General features: G+C 46.3%; 10 protein-coding genes. 7 read left to right on the top strand and 3 right to left on the bottom strand.

The window, feature by feature from the left end; translation table 11 throughout:
* Positions 1-3: 3 nt before the first annotated feature.
* Positions 4-1,611, bottom strand: coding sequence for a VWA domain-containing protein (locus JW841_01300; GenBank protein ID MBN1959555.1), 1,608 nt, complete (start codon positions 1,609-1,611; stop codon positions 4-6).
* Positions 1,612-1,811: 200 nt separating this feature from the next.
* On the opposite strand from JW841_01300, the gene JW841_01295 reads away from it, so the two are divergent.
* The 4 genes from JW841_01295 (at position 1,812) to JW841_01280 (ending at position 7,267) form a co-directional block, all read left to right on the top strand.
* Positions 1,812-3,200, top strand: coding sequence for a response regulator (locus JW841_01295; protein MBN1959554.1), 1,389 nt, complete (start codon positions 1,812-1,814; stop codon positions 3,198-3,200).
* Positions 3,201-3,509: 309 nt separating this feature from the next.
* Entirely contained in the window at positions 3,510-6,056 is a 2,547-nt protein-coding gene (locus JW841_01290; protein MBN1959553.1) for an MMPL family transporter, read from the top strand.
* Between the two features lie 6 nt (positions 6,057-6,062).
* A complete protein-coding gene (locus JW841_01285; GenBank protein MBN1959552.1) occupies positions 6,063-6,266 on the top strand; it encodes a cytosolic protein in 204 nt (67 codons plus the stop codon).
* 104 nt (positions 6,267-6,370) lie between these two features.
* On the top strand, positions 6,371-7,267 hold the full coding sequence (locus JW841_01280; protein ID MBN1959551.1) for a Fic family protein: 897 nt from the start codon (positions 6,371-6,373) through the stop codon (positions 7,265-7,267).
* A 34-nt stretch (positions 7,268-7,301) separates the two neighbouring features.
* On the opposite strand, the gene JW841_01275 is transcribed toward JW841_01280, so the two are convergent.
* Positions 7,302-7,715 (bottom strand): peptide chain release factor-like protein, encoded by a 414-nt coding sequence (locus JW841_01275; GenBank protein ID MBN1959550.1) that lies wholly within the window; start codon positions 7,713-7,715, stop codon positions 7,302-7,304.
* A gap of 41 nt (positions 7,716-7,756) precedes the next feature.
* A complete protein-coding gene (locus JW841_01270; GenBank protein MBN1959549.1) occupies positions 7,757-8,671 on the bottom strand; it encodes a CPBP family intramembrane metalloprotease in 915 nt (304 codons plus the stop codon).
* A 486-nt stretch (positions 8,672-9,157) separates the two neighbouring features.
* On the opposite strand from JW841_01270, the gene JW841_01265 reads away from it, so the two are divergent.
* The 3 genes from JW841_01265 to JW841_01255 all read left to right on the top strand — a co-directional run.
* Positions 9,158-17,437: a VCBS repeat-containing protein gene (locus tag JW841_01265; GenBank protein ID MBN1959548.1), complete on the top strand. Its 8,280-nt coding sequence runs from the start codon at positions 9,158-9,160 to the stop codon at positions 17,435-17,437.
* A complete protein-coding gene (locus JW841_01260; protein ID MBN1959547.1) occupies positions 17,434-17,775 on the top strand; it encodes a hypothetical protein in 342 nt (113 codons plus the stop codon). Before JW841_01265 ends, JW841_01260 begins: the two co-directional genes overlap by 4 nt.
* Positions 17,772-17,989: hypothetical protein (locus JW841_01255; protein MBN1959546.1), on the top strand; the 218-nt coding region annotated here is incomplete at its 3' end. The genes JW841_01260 and JW841_01255, both read left to right, overlap by 4 nt.

Raw genomic sequence — 17,989 nt, 5'->3', positions numbered from 1 at the left:
AACTTAAGGGGAGAGAATGTAAATTTCAAATCGATCATTAACAGTTTTTTTCAAACCACCTTCAAGGCAAATTTCTTGAGAACCTTCAACCCAACTCCATCCGGGAGTTCGAGATTTAACTTCAACATTTGCTAGCTTGTTGCCATTAAGACTCACGCTGATATCACTCACACTCGTTGGAGTTATGTTTAATAAAAAGCAGTTCTTAATAATAATGTTGTTTACGATATTGTACAAAGTATTATCATAATGCGCTTGGCAAATAGAGTCGATAAATACATCGGATGCCTTACCTGCATTAATATGACGCTCAGAAAGATCACGCATAAATTGAGAATAGCGCGTACCAGGTAAGCTTTGGCAGCCGCCTTGCAGGTCAAATGTAACTTCAGTTGCCAAATCGCCCACACATTGTGGCACTTTAAGAATTTCGGCAACCCCAGGATGACGTTCTCCGCCGGTTAGGTCGCAATATAATTGACTTGGACTTGTAGCTAAACAACTACAATCAAGACTTGGGGCGCCACCAATGCCTGTATAACATGCTGCATCATTAAAACCTGCTAAGCTATCACTGCTATCTGGCATACCGCTTATAATAGCCGCAGCGCGAATACGTGAGGCATCACCCTTAAGGGCAATTAATTTATCAAGATATGTAGATACTGCCGTAGGCTCAGGTGGGGCAACTGAACGGTCTGTAAGTCCACATCTATAGGTATAATTATCGGGAAAACCTTTAAAATAGTAAGAATAACATTCAGATGCTGAACATAAATGATCTGCTTGGTAATCTGGATTAGCAGCTCTAGATAAATCGGATTGGCGATAATATAAAGGATCGTTTGCAGCACGAGTACTTGTATCAAAGCTGCAATCATCTTCGTCGGTAATAAAAATAATTACTAAATCAGCATCTTGCCTAATAAAACCAGCGTTAAGTTGCGCAACGTTATGATCAGGACATTCATCAGCACCAACACTGCAACTTATCGCACGCCACATTGCTTCAAGGCCGGCTTCATAGCCCGAACCTTGCGCGCGGTTATTAGCAGGATCACAGTCAAGTATTGCGATCGCATTAGAAAAACGATCTATCCAATCTTGACGCTCAGCAGTGCTCGGACGGGTAAAAATGCGATTAGTGCCATCTGAGCTACGCAATCTGCCACCATCACAGTTAGTGTAATCAAATGTGCCATCGTCATTGGTATCGCGATCTTCACATTTGTAACCTGATGTCGAAAATAAGGTACGACTTTTATCAAGACAGCAATCTGCTGAACTCAAACCTGCACTACTGCAATCAAGAGTAGGCAAATTGCACTCGACATCAGTAGTTATTAGCCCGACCTGAAAGTCCGTGGCGCTCTGCGTTAATTCATCAAGAAAATTTGCAACATTTTCGCGCACTAAAGCACGCTCTTCCATCATACTGCCGGAATTATCAATAACAAAAAGAATATCTGTAGGACGCGCCGTAAGCACAATTTGCTCGATTTTCTGCACATTTTCACGACGAGGTTCACGAAGCTCAAAGGGATAGTTCTGGCAGGCACAAATATTAATTGTGCATATGAATAAGAGAAAAAATCTAATGTTGTACCCCATAATTGTCTTTTTAAAGTGTAACCTACACTTCATCATAAGCAAATGCACAACCATATTTTCTTAAATATTTTTCTTCTTATAGCTTTTTGCAGAATATATGCGATAGCTAAACAAAGCAAAGCTTTAAGATAAGACAAAATTTGACCCTGACTAAATGGCGGCGTTATAAATACATATTTAAAACCAAAAGGGATTAGCTAATGGCTTATCAACTGCTGCTCGTTGATGACAGCGCGACCATACAAAAAGCTGTGCAAATTACGTTTGCTTGTGAAGACTTTAATGTGGCTGCTGTCGCTACTGCTGACGAAGCTATTGCACAGGCGCAAAAAGTTAAAATCGATGCGGCGCTTGTTGATGTGCATCTAGCTGGTGTTGATGGTTACAATGTTTGTCAAACAATAAAAAGTGACCCATCATTAGCTAATGTACCAGTGCTGCTGCTCGGTAATAACGCCGACCCTGTTGATGATGGTCGCATCCAAGCTTGTGGTGCTGCTGGCCATTTGCTTAAGCCATTTGATACTCAGTCATTAATCGATCGCGTAAAAAAACTTGTGGGAGCGCCGATTAGCGCCAGCGGCCCACAACCTATTGCCGCAACCATGAAAACCGCAACCGCACCTATGCCACCTGCAGCTACCGCTGCTGCTGCAAAACCTGCGCAAGGACCAGCAATCACACCACCATCGCTGCCGAGCAGTCCACCTGCGATGCCTTCTGTAACTGCAACACCATCGCCATCTGCATCTGCATCTTCTATATTTGCTCCTGCGTCTGAAGCTACGCTGCCTAGTTTTGCAGCACCAACTTCAACACCTACACCGTCTCCAACTCCTGGTTTTGCACCAGTAGCAGCCCCTAAAATGGCTCCTACTCCAACTTCTATTGCAGCGCCAAAACCAATGGCTGCACCAGTAGTCACCCCATTTGGTCCGCCGGTATCAACGCCCAAAATGCCAAGCGCTTCTCCTTTTTCAACCCCGCGTCCACCACCTACACCGGCTAGTTCTGGTTTTGCTCCGCAACCACCAGCTCGTCCTGCGACAACGCCAACTACAGTGCCACCAACGCCACCATCTGGGCCAACTTCACCTTCTATTTGGTCACCAGGACCAACGACATCTTCACCATTTAATGCTCTCACATCGACGCCAGCTCAAAAACCACCTGCTCTTGGAGCTACTAACGCTTCTTTTGGTGGATTTAATGCGCCGCCTACCCCACCAGTTGGTTCTCCACCTGCTCCACCAGTTGCAGCGCAAATCACAACACCTTTTAAAGCACCAGCTATTGAATCGTCACTTGGATCTTCATTTGCCATTGAACCCAATTTACAGCAGATAGCACCAGCACATGATGGTGCTGCACAGATGCCTTCGTTACCTGAAGCAACACTACCATCAGCTAATATTGCTGCTGCTGCAACTGCTACTACATCGACGCAACCTGCATCTTTATCGGGAATCGATGAAAATATGATTAAAGCGCTGGCCAAAGAAATTATCGAACGGATAGCATGGGAAATTGTGCCAGAGTTAACCGAAGCAATAATTAAAGAACACTTAGAAAAACGCGAAAACAAATAGGGGGTGTCCCTAAATATTTTCGCATTATTTATCGTCTAATTAGGTATAATTTAATTTTATAAATAGCTGCGCTAGTAGCTTGTTGTTTTAGCACAACGACCATACCACGCTTGTTTAGTTAACGGGTTGCAAATTCAGTATAGACATGCTCACTTACCTACTTAATATCAATCAGATAAATTTACATTTTAAGTATCACTAATAGGGAATTGGTTTGTTGAATATTTGGTTATGATCTTTGCTTTATTCATCAGTTAATAAAAGGGTTTTTATGAAAATTCAAATAACTAATGTTTTACCAAGGAGACAATGTTGTCAAAGATATTAGGGCGTATCATCGAGGTAGTCTCGATAAAACGCCGCACCACCATTGCTATTGGCATAGCTGTACTTTGTGCTTCTCTGCCATTTTCAGTAATGCTGTATACAAATTTACGTTCGGCCATTGAAGAATTACTGCCTGCAAATGCTCCCAGTATTAAAGCTCTTAATGAGATGCATAATCGCCTTGGCGATAATATGCAGCTTGGATTACACTTATCTGGTCCATCTGTTGATAAACTCCACGCTTTCGCCGATGAACTAGCAGCACGTAGTAATAATTTAGGCAAAAATGCCCCTCGCCTCATTGATTATCGCCCTAGCGAAATTCAGTCATTTTTTACACCAAGGCGAGCACTCTATATTGATCTTGAGGATTTAAATAAAATTGAGCACCGTTTAGATGAGCATATCGCTTATGCACGGCGTTCTGCTAATCCTTTTGACTTAGGGCTTGAAGACCCGCCACCTTCATTTAACGAAATATTTGATCGCTATAAAGAACAACAAACCATTCTTCGTAATTATCCATCAGGCTATTACGATGGTGCCGATGGTCATTCACTGGCAATGGTATTTTATCCACGCCAAGGCGCCAGTGGCTATCAAGCTAGTCTTAGATTTCGCGATGCTATTGCAAATATTGCAAATATAATTAAGCAAGAAATGCATCTTGCTGACCTACACCTAGAATTTACCGGTGATGTTGAAACTGTGATTCAAGAGCAACACTCCCTGCAAAAAGACTTGCTTACTTCTAGTATTTTCGTTCTCTTGCTTGAAGCAATTTTATTGCTGATCTTTTTTCGTTGGTTCCCCAGTCTGCTGGCGCTTGGTTTACCTTTGGCTGCTGGCACTGCGACAACGCTTGCAATATCTTATGGCTTTTTAGGTTCACTTAACGCCAGCACTGCTTTTCTTGGTGCTATAATCGTAGGCAATGGCGTCAACCCGGGTATTATCTTACTTTCGCGCTTTGTTGAAGAACGACGACAAGCTACTCCTCAAGAAGCTGCCATGCGTATAGCGGTACATGCAACCGCTTTACCCACCATTATTGCTGCAACTGCCGCAGCACTTGCATATGGCGCATTACTAGTTACTACTTTTCGCGGGTACAGCCAATTTGGTTTCATGGGTGCTATTGGTATGTTTCTTTGCTGGGGTGCAACCTATCTTTGCTTGCCCCCATTAGCATTAGCACTTGAAAAGCGTTGGCCGATAAATGGCAAAGTAAGAAGTTTAAAAAGTTCTGCGCTCAATGCACGTATTGATCGCTATTTTGCACACATAGGTACTCTAGCTGTTAATAATTCGCTAAAAGTTATAACATTTGGGGCTCTCGCAACCGTTTTAGCTATTGTGGCAGTATTAAATGTTGGCAACGATCCTTTTGAGCAAGATACTACTAAGTTGAGATCAAGTTGGGCAACCGAACCTAATGGCTATATAAGTGTCGCTAAAAAAATGGACGCAATATTAAAGCGTCTAGTTACTCCTATCATTGTCTTAACCGAAACTACAAAAGAAGTTGAACCCATAGCTGAACGTTATCGTCAACTTGTTGATCAAGGAGAGGGAAAAACTCTTATTGGCGGTGTGTTGACTTTGCAAGGATTAGTGCCCAAACAACAAACAGAAAAACTAGCAATCATCTCCAATATTCGTAAAAAACTCACTCCAGTAGTACGACATCAATTAGATGTAGATACACAAAAATTAATTAGTGATTGGATGCCACCTGTTGGTCTTAAACCCTTCTTACGCAAAGATCTGCCACAAGCTCTGATCCGACAATTTACTGAAAATGATGGTACTGTTGGCCGACTGATATTACTCTTTCCACGCTATGGTATAACCACTACCAATGGACATGTTGTACAACGTTTAGCCAAAGAAGCACGCTCGGTACCTATACCAGATAATGTATATATCGCCGGATCATATTTAATTTTTGCTGATATGCTTTCTTCAATAGGCCATGATGGTCCAATCGCTACCATTACTGCTTTTTTAGGTGTACTAATTCTCTCGCTGCTCTTGGCACGCATGGTACGCGATAGTAAAATTGCTCGTGGTATGCACAGTACTCTTGGTGGTTTGCAAGTAACTATCGCTCTTTTAGTAGGTGTTATCTGGACAGTTGGCATCGCGGCAATTGGCGGAATGCGCCTTAATTTTCTTAACTTTATCGCACTGCCAATTACTTTTGGCATAGGCGTAGATTATGCGACTAATATATATGGTCGCTATCGCCAAGCAAAACCCAGCAGCAAAGAAATTGTTAGCGCCGTTAGCCATTCAGGTGCTGCTGTTGCAGCCTGTTCAGCAACTACCATTATTGGCTATTCTTCATTATTATTATCTCGTAACGGAGCTTTATTTTCGTTTGGTTTGCTAGCTGTTATGGGTGAGATTGCATGCCTGGCAACGGCTTTACTAATATTACCCGCTGCTCTTTCTTTAGTTTCTTTAAATAAAAATACTAATGAAAAAATTACTGCAGAAGAACAGCTAAAACGTCGGGAAGGCTAAAACCTTATGGAATGTAAAACCGAGCGTAATTTAAAAATTTGTAATTGCAGTTATGAGCCTTGTTCACGTAAAGGATTTTGCTGTGAATGTATCGCTTATCATCGCCGCAATAACGAATTGCCAGCATGCTACTTTCCGAATACTGCCGAACGTACCTACGACCGTTCTTTTAGGCATTTTGCAAAAGTGGTGCTTGGGCATAAATATTAACGACATACCCAATATGACAAATATTATATATAATAAACAATTTAATATGACAAATGTCATACAATATAATTGCATTTTAGTATGACAAATGTCATACTAAAATAATGGCTTTTAATCCTTTTACTGATCAAGAAAAACTTCAACGTATAATTAAAGTTACCGGCCTTGGACCAGTTGCTCTCGCCAAAGAACTTGAAGTTACCTATAGAACGATACGGCGTTGGCTAAATGGTGAAAGCAAACCACAGCCACGTGAATCACACGATATTGATGACCTATTTAAGGCTCATGTGGACTTACGCCCCTATGTTTTAAAACTTAAAAATTCGCTTAAAAAACCCGCTGATTTATTAAGAAATAATTCTCAGTTGCGTGAGCGTTTAATTTTAATGATGACCTATCATTCAAATGCTATTGAAGGCAGCCGGATGACTATGCGTGAAACTGCGGATGCAATCGCTGGTAAAAATGTTCGTGGTAAAGAGTTTTTAGAAGTACTTGAAGCAGTAAATCATGGTAATGCTATGTTGCATATGATTGAAACAGTTCGTCCTGCTTTAAAAATCGATGAAGACTATTTAAAAAAAATACATTCAATAGTTATGTATAATTTTAATGATAAATTACCAGGCAAGTACCGTACTGGCTATGTTAATCTTACCAACACTGAAAAAGTTTTACCAAACGCCCAAATGGTCCCGGTTAAAGTGCGTGAGCTAATGAAAACAATTAATGCTAGTGAGCCTGATATTCTCACCCAAGTTGCTCGTGACCACTATGAATTTGAGGCAATTCATCCATTCTTTGATGGCAATGGCCGCACTGGTCGTTTGCTTATGCAAACACAATTGTTAAAACATGGTTTACCACCTGCCATTATCGAAATCGATGACCGCTATAAATATTATATGGCGCTAGGCAGAGGTGATTTAGGTGATTTTAAAAATATGATTCAATTGATATGTGATGCGGTACTTAAGGGATATGCTCTATTTTCGTAAGTTTATTTAAAATATAACTATGGTGTGTTTCTAATTACTCACCTTGATCAGGTTTAACTCTTGCGGCTTTTTTTGCAGCTTGATGATGTTTGCCAGCGAGGATTTTTTCTTTAGCGCGACGTGAACGGCGACGTTTTTGTTTACGCAATTTAAAAATTGCTTGTTCATGGGCACTTTTTTCGCCAGCAATTTTTGCTTCTAAGCATTCAATTAATTTTTTGCGCGCATAATAACGATTTAGCCCTTGCGAACGCGCTGTTTGACATCGCACTTCTATACCGGTTTTTAAGTGTTTTAAATAAACTGAAGTTGCTGTCTTGTTAACGTTTTGCCCACCAGGACCGCTGGCGTGTACAAATTTTTCAAGGAGGTCGTCTTCAGATACTCCCAAACGCTCCATGCGTTCTATTAATTCGCATTCTTTTTCTTGACTAACCGGGAAACGCATACTGCACCAAAAAAATTAGACCAACACTAACAGATGTTTAATTAAGGGGTGTCCCTAGGTAAATTACGACCTGAAATTGAATTTCGTTTCTCTTTATACAAATAAAAGCTCATTAGCGCCCCTGTAGCTGCTACTAAAAAAACCGGTACCAAACCTGTTAATAAATCACTTCCGACCCATATGCTTGGTTCACCCTTTAATCGTCCAAACTGTTTAAAACCTTTTAAAGCAAACACCCAACCAGCGTGCAAGCCCATAGCTGCATATAATGATTTAGTTTGAACTACGGTAAATCCAAGAACCAAACTGAAAATAATTAAAGTTAAAAAACCACCAAACAACAATATGGGATCACCATATTGCCAAAACAGTTGTGGAAATAACTCAAAACCGCTTATCCAAGTAACTGTGTCAAATTGAATATTATCCGGAGGTTTTAAAAAATGTAGCGCCGCAAAAACAATAGACAGAATAATTAATGCCTTTAACCAAGTAAAACTTTTTCTTAGAGCACCAAATAAGGCGCCTCGAAATAAACTTTCTTCAATAAAAGCTACAACAACTCCTGATAGTAGGGCATTGGGCAAATTTGCATAACGAATTGCATCCCGCATATATGCACGATCGGTAACCACAAGAATTGCCGCTGTTATTCCTAAACCTAAACTTGCAAAGAGAAAACCAAGTAATATGTGACGTATTCTCGCTGGATTCGCTGCAAGACCCAAATCTGACCAACGACGAATTTGCAAAGCACGCAAAAGCGGCCATAACAAAACAATGGCAGCGATCAATATCGCGCGAGTAAAATAGCGATGAAATTCAAACTCAGATAGAAAAGGCCAAAGACCGCTATCACCAACAGCGTGGCCTAGCCAATATAAAGGCGGAGCTAAAATGCAACCTAATAATACTGTGGATATTATAAAGACTAAGATTTTAATTAGTTCACGCATGCAACTGATCTACACTAGGCGGTATGCAATATTATGTCTAGGGCATGCCTCTTAAACGGTGGTTTCAAGTAGTATGTTGCTGCGTCCACTGCTTGAAATCACCAGCACTACTGCGGACATTTATCGTGGCGCTTACAATTAGTTAATTTAATGGTTGCATTCGTCCTCAATCGTATCTAGTATCCCCTGCTTGCGCGTAGCAAATCTTAAAAATCATAATCAATAGCGGATAATGCAACACCCATAGTATTTAGGAATCATTTTTATATATGGGGTGTATAACTTTTTAATGGGTAGTTACAATAATACATATTTTTAAGTTGCCACCGCTTAGAGGGATTGGTGGGGGACACCACCATGTAAACATGGTGGTTTTGCTCTTGAAAAATGTGTTGCTAGTTTAAAAATGACTAGTATTGCATAAAAAATAAATTAGTTTTGCTGCAAGAAAAAATTATTAATGCGTTAGCATCAGGAGTGCATTGAATGACCGGCTTTCGTGAGACAGCCATTAGCGATCTGTCAATAGAACACGAAGTCGACGTCAATACTCTTACTGGCACCGCACGCTTGTCGGTACCTGTTCGCCTGAGTTTAGGACGAGAATCGTTCACTCCTAGCCTTAATCTCAATTATTTAAGCGGCGAGCGCAACTCGAGCTTTGGTGTGGGTTGGCTGCTTACTGGTGTCGCAAGTATTGGGCTCGATACGAGTCGAGCTTTGCCTACCTATGAAGAAGCCAAAGATCGCTATACTTTTTCAGGTGGACAACCGCTCGTCCCTTTTCGGCGCAAGCAAGGTGATCAATGGCAAGTGGTAGCAGACGACCGCGGTGACTATCGCGTTGAGCGCTATCGCAGTAAAGTTGAGCGATCATTTGAAAGGTTTGAAAAGTGGATACACCATGCCAGCGGCCGGATTCACTGGCTGGCATACGCGCGCAATGGTGTAGTCTCGGTATTTGGTCTAGCCGCTGACAACTCTACACGTATTAGCGACCCCCAAGACCCTAATCACCGTACCTTTCAGTGGTTGCTAGAAGCGCAATATCATCCAAAGGGCAACGCCATTGTTTTTCTTTACAAACCTGAGGACGGTGTCGGAGTTGATGTAACGCAAAGCTTTGAAACAACACGCCGATACCACGGTTATGCGCAGCGCTATTTAAAACGCATTCTCTATGGCAACAGTAAGCCACTATCGCTACAAACACCGGTTGTTGCCGGGAACGAGTGGCATTTCGAGGTAGTGCTAGATTACGGCGAGCATGCGACCGATGCGCTCGCCACACCTTCCGATGACTCAGCCCCTGGCCATAACTGGAGTGTTCGTAGCGATTCATTTTCAACTTATCGACCGGGCTTTGAGATCCGCACTTACCGTCTATGTCGCCGTATTTTAATGTTTCATCGCTTTACCGAGCTTGGTGCCTCACCTCTATTGGTTGGCGCTACCGAGCTTAACCATCGGCAAGATGCTTCAGGCTCGGTGTTAGAGAAAATTACTTATCTTGGCTATCGCCAAGATCCATCAAGCGGCATAACGCAAAGCCGCGCGCTGCCACCGCTTACTCTTGCTTACAGTCAAACCAATATTGCTTCATCGTTTACCACACCGGTTTTAGCCGACAACCTACCGGTTGGCCTCGACGGCGCTTTGTATCAATGGATAGACATCAATAATGAAGGTATTCCCGGCGTGCTTTGTGCGCAGGGAGGTACTTGGTATTTTAAAGAAAACTTGGGAGACGGACACTTTGGACCATTAACAACGGTCAGCCAAGTTCCTGCAGCCGTATCAGCGGCTTTTGCGCTGCAAGATTTTGATGGCGACGGTAACTTAAATTTAGTTGCCTTTACAGGACGTGAAGCTGGGTATTACGAGCACGATCGTGATCGTAGCCGCTGGGAGGGTTTTTGTGCTTTTCATCATCTGCCACGGATAGACTTTGCAAATTCTCGCGCCCAGTGGGTCGATTTGAACGGCGACGGCTATGCCGACCTCATTGTTGACCAACACGATCAGATGGTGTGGTACCCTTCTCTAGGGCGAGACGGTTTTGCATCTCCGCTTACCATCGCCAAACCGGACAGACGCTCAGGTGGCGCTCCAACATTTATCCAAGACCACCGCTTGCGCACCTTCTTTGCCGACATGAACGGCGACGGCCTTTTAGATATGGTCTGCGTCGACAATGGTAGGATTGAGTATTGGCCAAATCTAGGTAACGCCGTCTTTGGACCTAGTGTATTAATGGAGAATGCACCGGTTATCGACGGCTTCGGTGAGCTTGATACTAGACGACTGCGCTTTGTCGACCTCGATGGCAGCGGCACTGCAGATCTGCTTTATATTGGTACTGGCGAGATACGTTATTGGATCAATCAAAGTGGTAATAGCTTTAGCGATGTGCACAACATAAAAAACCTGCCAGTTATCGATGCGCTCGCATCAGTGCAGGTATTCGATTTCTTAGGTGACGGCACCCGTTGCCTCGTCTGGTCGACACCACTGGCTACACATGAAGGCCAGGCGCTTCAGTATCTAAGGCTTACTGATTACTTGCCACCGCGGCTATTAGTAGCGACAACTAACAGCATGGGCCGCGAGACGCGGCTAGCTTACCGTTCCTCTGCTCGTGAATATTTACGCGATAAGCAAAGCGAGCGGCCATGGCATACGCTCCTGCCACGTCATAGTACAGTCGTCACCAAGATTGAGGGAGTTGATCATATCGGTGGCGGCCATATGACAACTCGCTACGCTTATCATGATGGCTACTTCGATAATGAAGAGCGACATTTTGTTGGTTATGGGCTAGTCGATGCCTATGACACTGACGCGCTTATAGCGGATGCATCGCTGCCGGTCGAACAAGTGATGCCACCAACGCTAATACGTACCTGGTATCACACCGGCTCTATGGACGCGCTACATAAGCGCGCTGCCGATAGCTACGCGCTTGATCCCTTACGGCAAAGACTACCTGAGCCGGTAATAGAAAATGTAACCGAGCTTAACACCGCAGAACAGCTTGACGCCTATCGAGTACTTGCCGGGGTCGAGTGGCGTCAAGAATACTATGCGGTTGATGGCAACGGCGTCCCAGCGCAGCATCCCTTACGCGTAGTTGAGCTTGCATATCGCATACGAGGTTTGCAGCCGATCATAAGCAAGCACGACGCCGTGTTCTCGTTTTGCCAAAGCGAATCTCTATGTTACGACTATGAAGGAGAATCTAGCGACCCGCGCGTCAAACATGATTTACTGATTGCTGCTGACCCCTACGGCAATGTCACCCAACGTGCATCATTAGCTTATCCGCGACGTGCAAGCGGGCCTGAAGTAAGAACCGAGCAACAGCTTCTATATGCTGAAATTGTGCTTAGTGCTTTTAACAGCATAGACAACAGCGAGCGTTTCGAGCTTGGCATTGAGACAGAAGAACAACGTCTTGCGCTTAGCGGCCTAGACCCTGGTCCGACCGGTATCTTCACGCGTGAAGATTTGCTGCCACAAATAGAAAACGCGCTAGTAAGACCTATTGAGTTTCATGAAGTACCAGCCAGCGATCGCCCACAGGCCCAACGCCTCAAGCTTACTCGTAATATTTTTTGGGACGATTCTCACCTAAGCCCACTACCTTTCGGGCAGGTCGGCAATGTGACTCTTTTACATCATGTTGCGCGCGCGTTTCTGCCCGAGGGGGCGGTTGCTGCAGCATATGACGGCCGGGTGACCGAGCCCATGCTGACCGCAGATGGTCATTACCTACGTGCCGAGGGTCTATGGTGGGCGAACGAAACGACATATCATTATCACGATGCTTCAGCTTTCTATCGTATACACGAAGAAAGGGCGCCAAATGGAGCACGCCAGACCTTTACCTTCGACCAATATTTTTTGTTTATCACCGCCATTGAAGACTCTTTCACTAATCGCATTGAATATACGCCTGATTATCAGGTGCTCGCTGCCAGTCGTATAACCGACACCAATGCCAATATATCAGAAGTGCTATATGACCCTTTAGGAGTTGCCAGCGTTATTGGGTTACGGGGAGAGCAGCTCGGCAGTGACGGTAACCCCCATCCCATAGGTAGCAAAGACCTGGCTACCCATGTTGTACCTGCGGGTTTAACTGCAGCCGATGTACTAAGTGATCCCGCAGCAGTGCTACAACAAGCGCAACGGGTATTTTTCTATGATCTAGAAACCTTCATGCGCGGCGAGGGGCCGCCGCTTACAATTCACCTTGAGCGCGAGCAAATGGTGCACAACGGTGAAGGCGCTACGCCCGTAGCAACTGGCCGCATGCGCGTGGCGATCCAGTATAGTAACGGCTTTTGCCGATCTATACAGAGCAAAATACTAGCCGGAGCTGGGCCCGCGGTGCAACGCAGCGCAACGGGTGAGATTAGTGTTGATGCTGAAGGTAAACCAATACTCGCCGATGCGGCGCAACGCTGGCTGGTCAGCGGTCACGAAGTCTTCAATAATAAAGGCTTCTTAGTACGTAAGTATGAGCCGTTCTTCTCTACGCAACCGCAATTCGAGTCAGATGCTGCTTTGCGTAGCTATGGTGTTGCTACCCAAAACCACTATGATGCTGCCGGCAGAGTCATTCGCCAAGATCTGCCAAATGGTACACATCTTAGTACGATATATAACGTCTGGAGCACCCAGCAAGCCGATGCCAATGATAGCATTGTCGGCTCTGCTTATGAAGCTCTGCGGCTGACTCTACCACCAGCGCATCCCGAGTGCGCAGCGCTTGAAAAAGCGCAAGCCCACGCCAATACCCCAGTGGTAATTGAAACCGATGCTCTCGGTCGAACTATTAGGCTGCGCGAAATTGCTGGAGGTGGAATCGAACGCCTTACTACTACTCTATATGGCGTCTCGGGTCTGGTGGAGCAAGTGCGTGATCCACGGGGTCTAATCGCCTTAACTTATCGCTATGATATGCTTGGTCGCTCTTTGCTCGAGCATAGCAACGACGCCGGCGAGCGCTTTATATTGCGTGACACTCGTGGTCTACCTATTCATCGTTGGGATAGTCGCAACGTTCATACCCAGCATATCTATGATACCGGCGGCCGCGCTAGTGAAACTAGGGTAGATGGTGCGCTGGGGCTCAACCATATAGTAGAACGCCTCACTTATGGCGATAACCCTGCTGTTTCACAAGCGACATTAAAAAATGCCCGTGGTCGGGTAGTAGAATATTATGACGAAGCTGGTGTGCTATATATCGAGCGTTTTCACCTCGATGGTCAAATTGCTGCCAGCCATCGCTCGCTACGTAACGAATATAAAACCACGGTTGATTGGTCAGATCCTGCTCGCGTAGCCGTATCAGGAACCGAGCATCAAACAAAAACACGCTTTGACGGCTTGGGCCGAGTAGTAGCGCGGACCTTGCCGGACGGTACAACACGTGAATACGACTACGCCGCACTGGGACATGTTAATAACATACAAGTAACAACTGCCGACGACCTCTGGCACCAGAAAGTTATAGCCTCAGGTATTGAGGCAAATGCTAGGGGCCAGCGCACTTATCTGCGTTATGGCAATGATATCGAGACTCGCTACCTTTATGATCCTGAGACTTTTCGCCTTCAACGATTGACTACTAACCGAGCAATTGGCTCGCCACGAGACTATTTAGATATTGAATATACTTATGATCCCGTAGGCAATATCTCACGTTGGGTTGACCACGTTCAAGATCCCGGAGCTACCCATCCGCTCATTGAAGGGCTCACTGTGAGCTCGGCTTGCGAGTTCACCTATGATCCCTTCTATCAACTCAAAAGTGCCTCCGGCCGCGTACACCAGGCTCTGCTACAACATGACTATCGTTACGGGCTTGCTGATACCAACGCAATTAAAAGCACTCGCCATCTCAGTCTCAATAATGGTGCTGCCATTGAGCGCTATACGCGCTCGTATGAATATGACCTTGCCGGCAATATCGAGCAAATTCATCACCAAGGGGTAACGCAGAATTGGACTACGGCGATGTGGACATCAACCACATCTAATCGTTCACTTCTGCGTCATGACCTTTACGGCACTGAACTTGTAGACCCAGAATCTTGCTTCGATGCCAACGGCAATACGATTGTGCTGCCGCATTTACGCTCTTTGCACTGGGATCATGCTAATCGCCTTACACGCGCGGTTATCATCGATCGCTCAAGCTCGGGCGAGCCGGACGACGCTGAATACTATGTCTACGGTGTCGATGGTCACCGCGTACGGCGTATAACCGAGCGACTGGTAGCTGGTCAGATTGAAATTACCGAGACTACTTACTTCGACGACTGCGAGATCCGCCGGATCACGCATGGTGATAATACCCGCTTACTACGTCATACCTCGCATATAACCGATGGCTCGGCTCGTTTAGCTACCTTGCATCAATGGAGCATTGATCAAAGCGGGCGCGAGACCGACAACATCGGCAATAAAAAACTTCACTACCTCACCCACAATCATCTCGGATCGGTATCCTTAGAGCTCGACGAAGCCGGAGAAATTATTTCTTATGAAGAATATTTCCCCTTCGGTGGCACAAGCTTTATTGCCGGAGAGAGTATTCGTGAGGTAAAGCTCAAAGAATATCGCTACAGCGGCAAGCTGCACGATGATGCCACGGGCTTCTATCATTACGAATACCGCTACTACGCGCCGTTTATCGGCAATTGGCTCTCACCTGACCCGTTAGGACCTGCTGACGGCCTCAATCTTTATCGTTTCGTTCACAATAATCCCATATGTTTTATTGATGCTGATGGACTGCGCACGCTATTTGGTAGTCTCGAAGAGGTTCCTGAAAATATTCGCCAAGCCTTTTACACTAATACGCCCGAAGCCAGACGAATAGTCGAAAACTATGTCGAGAGCTTGCTTATCCCTATTGGCGATTCTGTCTATCAGCTCGATGTTAATATTGTCGCACGTACGACGCGTTCTGGCGAGTTTCGCTGGTGGGCTGAAGAAGTCTCACGCACTCGTGTTGGTGATCTTACCGCAATAGAATTTGACGACACCGAGGTCGAGTCAATTGTCGGCGACCCTAATGCCGACCCTCCCCCTGAAGAAGAGCCTCCTGAAGATGATACCGCTGCCGGTGATGGGCATGGCGCTGGCAGCGATAGCGGCGGTGAAGATGAAAACGGCCATACCGCTCATCCGGCAGATGGCAGCTCAGGTATCACCACGCGACCTGGTCATACCGCTGAATCCGGCGGCAGCGGCAGTGGCACCACAGGCGAGGGCCCTGGCGCCGGTAGACATGGCCAAGGTCGTGGCGGTGGTGGGACTGGTACCGGGGTTGGACAAGGAACGCAAGGTCGCTGCGCAGGAGCAGGCCCAGGTACCGCACCGGGAACAGGAGCTGGTAGCGGCGCTGGTACCGGAGCTACTCCTGGTGCCGGATCAAGTGCTAGCCCTGGGGCAAGAACCGGCTCATCAACAACCGGACCGCGCGGTGATGGTACAGGTCCGGGTGGTGGCACGCGCTCAGGTACTGGGAGAAACACCCGACGTGGTACCGAGCCGCCGGCCTCAAGTGGTAGCGCCCGTGACGGCGGTACTGATCTACCGCCGGTTCCACCCGGTTTACCTACTGGCCCTGACGGCATTCCCTACTCGCCTGACACCGAGCCCGGAGAATCCTCGGCGTCTGGTACTCCAGTAACTGATCCCAATGAAGCACAGCACGGTAACGGCACTACTGACCCTCGCGGTGAGCCAGCATCTGAAAACGGCAGTGCCACACGGCCAGGTGGCAGACAAGGCGGAGCCGCTGAAGGAGTAACCGGAGGTGTATCGAATCAAGGCGCTGCGGATGGAACCCCGCAAGGCAATGAGCATGGGCGCCCTGGTGGCGGACGCTATGGGCTAAAAGGCGGCGTTGGTGAGCATGAATTACCCTCATGGCTTTCATGGCTCGATACTGCAATTGATGTTTTACAAATTGGGCTTGATATTGTTGGTTTGATTCCCGGCTTCGGCGAGGTTGCTGACCTTGTTAATGGTCTTATCTCACTAGCCCGTGGTGACTACGTTGGAGCGGGCTTAAGCTTTGCCGCTATGATTCCCTTTGCCGGTTGGGCGGCTACTGCCGGCAAGTGGGGCCGCCGTGCGGTGCGCGCTGCAGATGCTATCTCTGATGTTACGCGAGCAGTAACCCGCTACGGAGATGAAGCTGTAGCAGCGGCAGGTGCCGTCACGCGCCATGCAGATGAAGCGGTTGAAGCTGCTGGAGCAGCTTCACGCAGCGCCAGCGGCGCTGTTCGTCGAATTTTTGCTGATACCGATGTACTGGTTAACGCTGCTGAGCATGCCAGCACTACTTTAGGCTCGCGTGCAAGTGCCGCTCTTCGCGCCGCCGACGAAGTCTTGATAACTCCAAACCAGCTACGTGAATTTTTACACTTCCCTGGCATTACTAGTGCTCAGAGAAGTGCGCGCCGCGCCTTTCTCGAGCGCGAAGGTATCCGCCTATTTGGAGGACCTCGGGCAGGGGCTACTGCAGCCACCAGTGCGTTCCAAGAAGCTTTTCAGGCGCTGCGTCGGCAGCAAGGTCGTGGGGATGCTGCTTTGATGGCATTCTCGCGTGCCACCGGTATTCCCGCAGTCACTGCTAACACTAAGCTTTTGCGTTTCATTGATCAAACACTGGGAGCTTCGTCACGAACACGTCCGCTCGCTGACGAGTTGCTCCGCTTAGCAACGAACATTAGGCCATGAGTCTTTACAATACTATAATAGCGGTGATCCGCTGCCCATCATGCGGGCAAAAGCCGCAAGTCGAGATGCAAATCGAATTCGGATTAAAAAATTTTCTGCAGTATAAAATCGGCGATACCGTCCAATGGCTACCGCGCAAAGCGGTGCACAATGGTGGACGACCTGAAGACGGCTGCTTGACTGTAGAGGCATACGGTATCTGTCCTCTTTGCAGACATGATTTTTTTGTACCAATAGAAATCGAGCACGACCGGATTAAGCGCGTTGTCACTGAAGCAGCGCGTGTTGGCTATGACTCCCAAAAACCATCCAATACCCATAGTGGGGACCCGCAATGAACAAAACCAACTTACTCAAGCTCGAGCAGAATTCCCGTTTGACCCTTACCGAGCTACGCCGTACGCAACCAGCGCTGGCCAAAGAGCTTGAAACGCGCCTCGAACAACGTGTACAGCGTATGGCTAAAGCGGGTGCAAGATCAAAAATTGCTTTTCTTGAGAGAATGATAGAGACGATTTCGAATAAGCTCTCACTTAAAATTCCCTATTCCCT

Source organism: Deltaproteobacteria bacterium, assembly GCA_016931625.1.
Classification (GTDB): domain Bacteria; phylum Myxococcota; class XYA12-FULL-58-9; order XYA12-FULL-58-9; family JAFGEK01; genus JAFGEK01.
Note: the sequence above shows the minus strand (reverse complement) of the source record. Positions and strands in the feature narration are given on the sequence as shown.

Excerpts from the sequence above, each read along its gene's own strand:
- JW841_01300 (MBN1959555.1), bottom strand. The coding sequence starts at position 1,611 with ATGGGGTACAACATTAGATTTTTTCTCTTATTCATATGCACAATTAAT.
- JW841_01295 (MBN1959554.1), top strand. The coding sequence starts at position 1,812 with ATGGCTTATCAACTGCTGCTCGTTGATGACAGCGCGACCATACAAAAA.
- JW841_01290 (MBN1959553.1), top strand. The coding sequence starts at position 3,510 with ATGTTGTCAAAGATATTAGGGCGTATCATCGAGGTAGTCTCGATAAAA.
- JW841_01285 (MBN1959552.1), top strand. The coding sequence starts at position 6,063 with ATGGAATGTAAAACCGAGCGTAATTTAAAAATTTGTAATTGCAGTTAT.
- JW841_01280 (MBN1959551.1), top strand. The coding sequence starts at position 6,371 with ATGGCTTTTAATCCTTTTACTGATCAAGAAAAACTTCAACGTATAATT.
- JW841_01275 (MBN1959550.1), bottom strand. The coding sequence starts at position 7,715 with ATGCGTTTCCCGGTTAGTCAAGAAAAAGAATGCGAATTAATAGAACGC.
- JW841_01270 (MBN1959549.1), bottom strand. The coding sequence starts at position 8,671 with ATGCGTGAACTAATTAAAATCTTAGTCTTTATAATATCCACAGTATTA.
- JW841_01265 (MBN1959548.1), top strand. The coding sequence starts at position 9,158 with ATGACCGGCTTTCGTGAGACAGCCATTAGCGATCTGTCAATAGAACAC.
- JW841_01260 (MBN1959547.1), top strand. The coding sequence starts at position 17,434 with ATGAGTCTTTACAATACTATAATAGCGGTGATCCGCTGCCCATCATGC.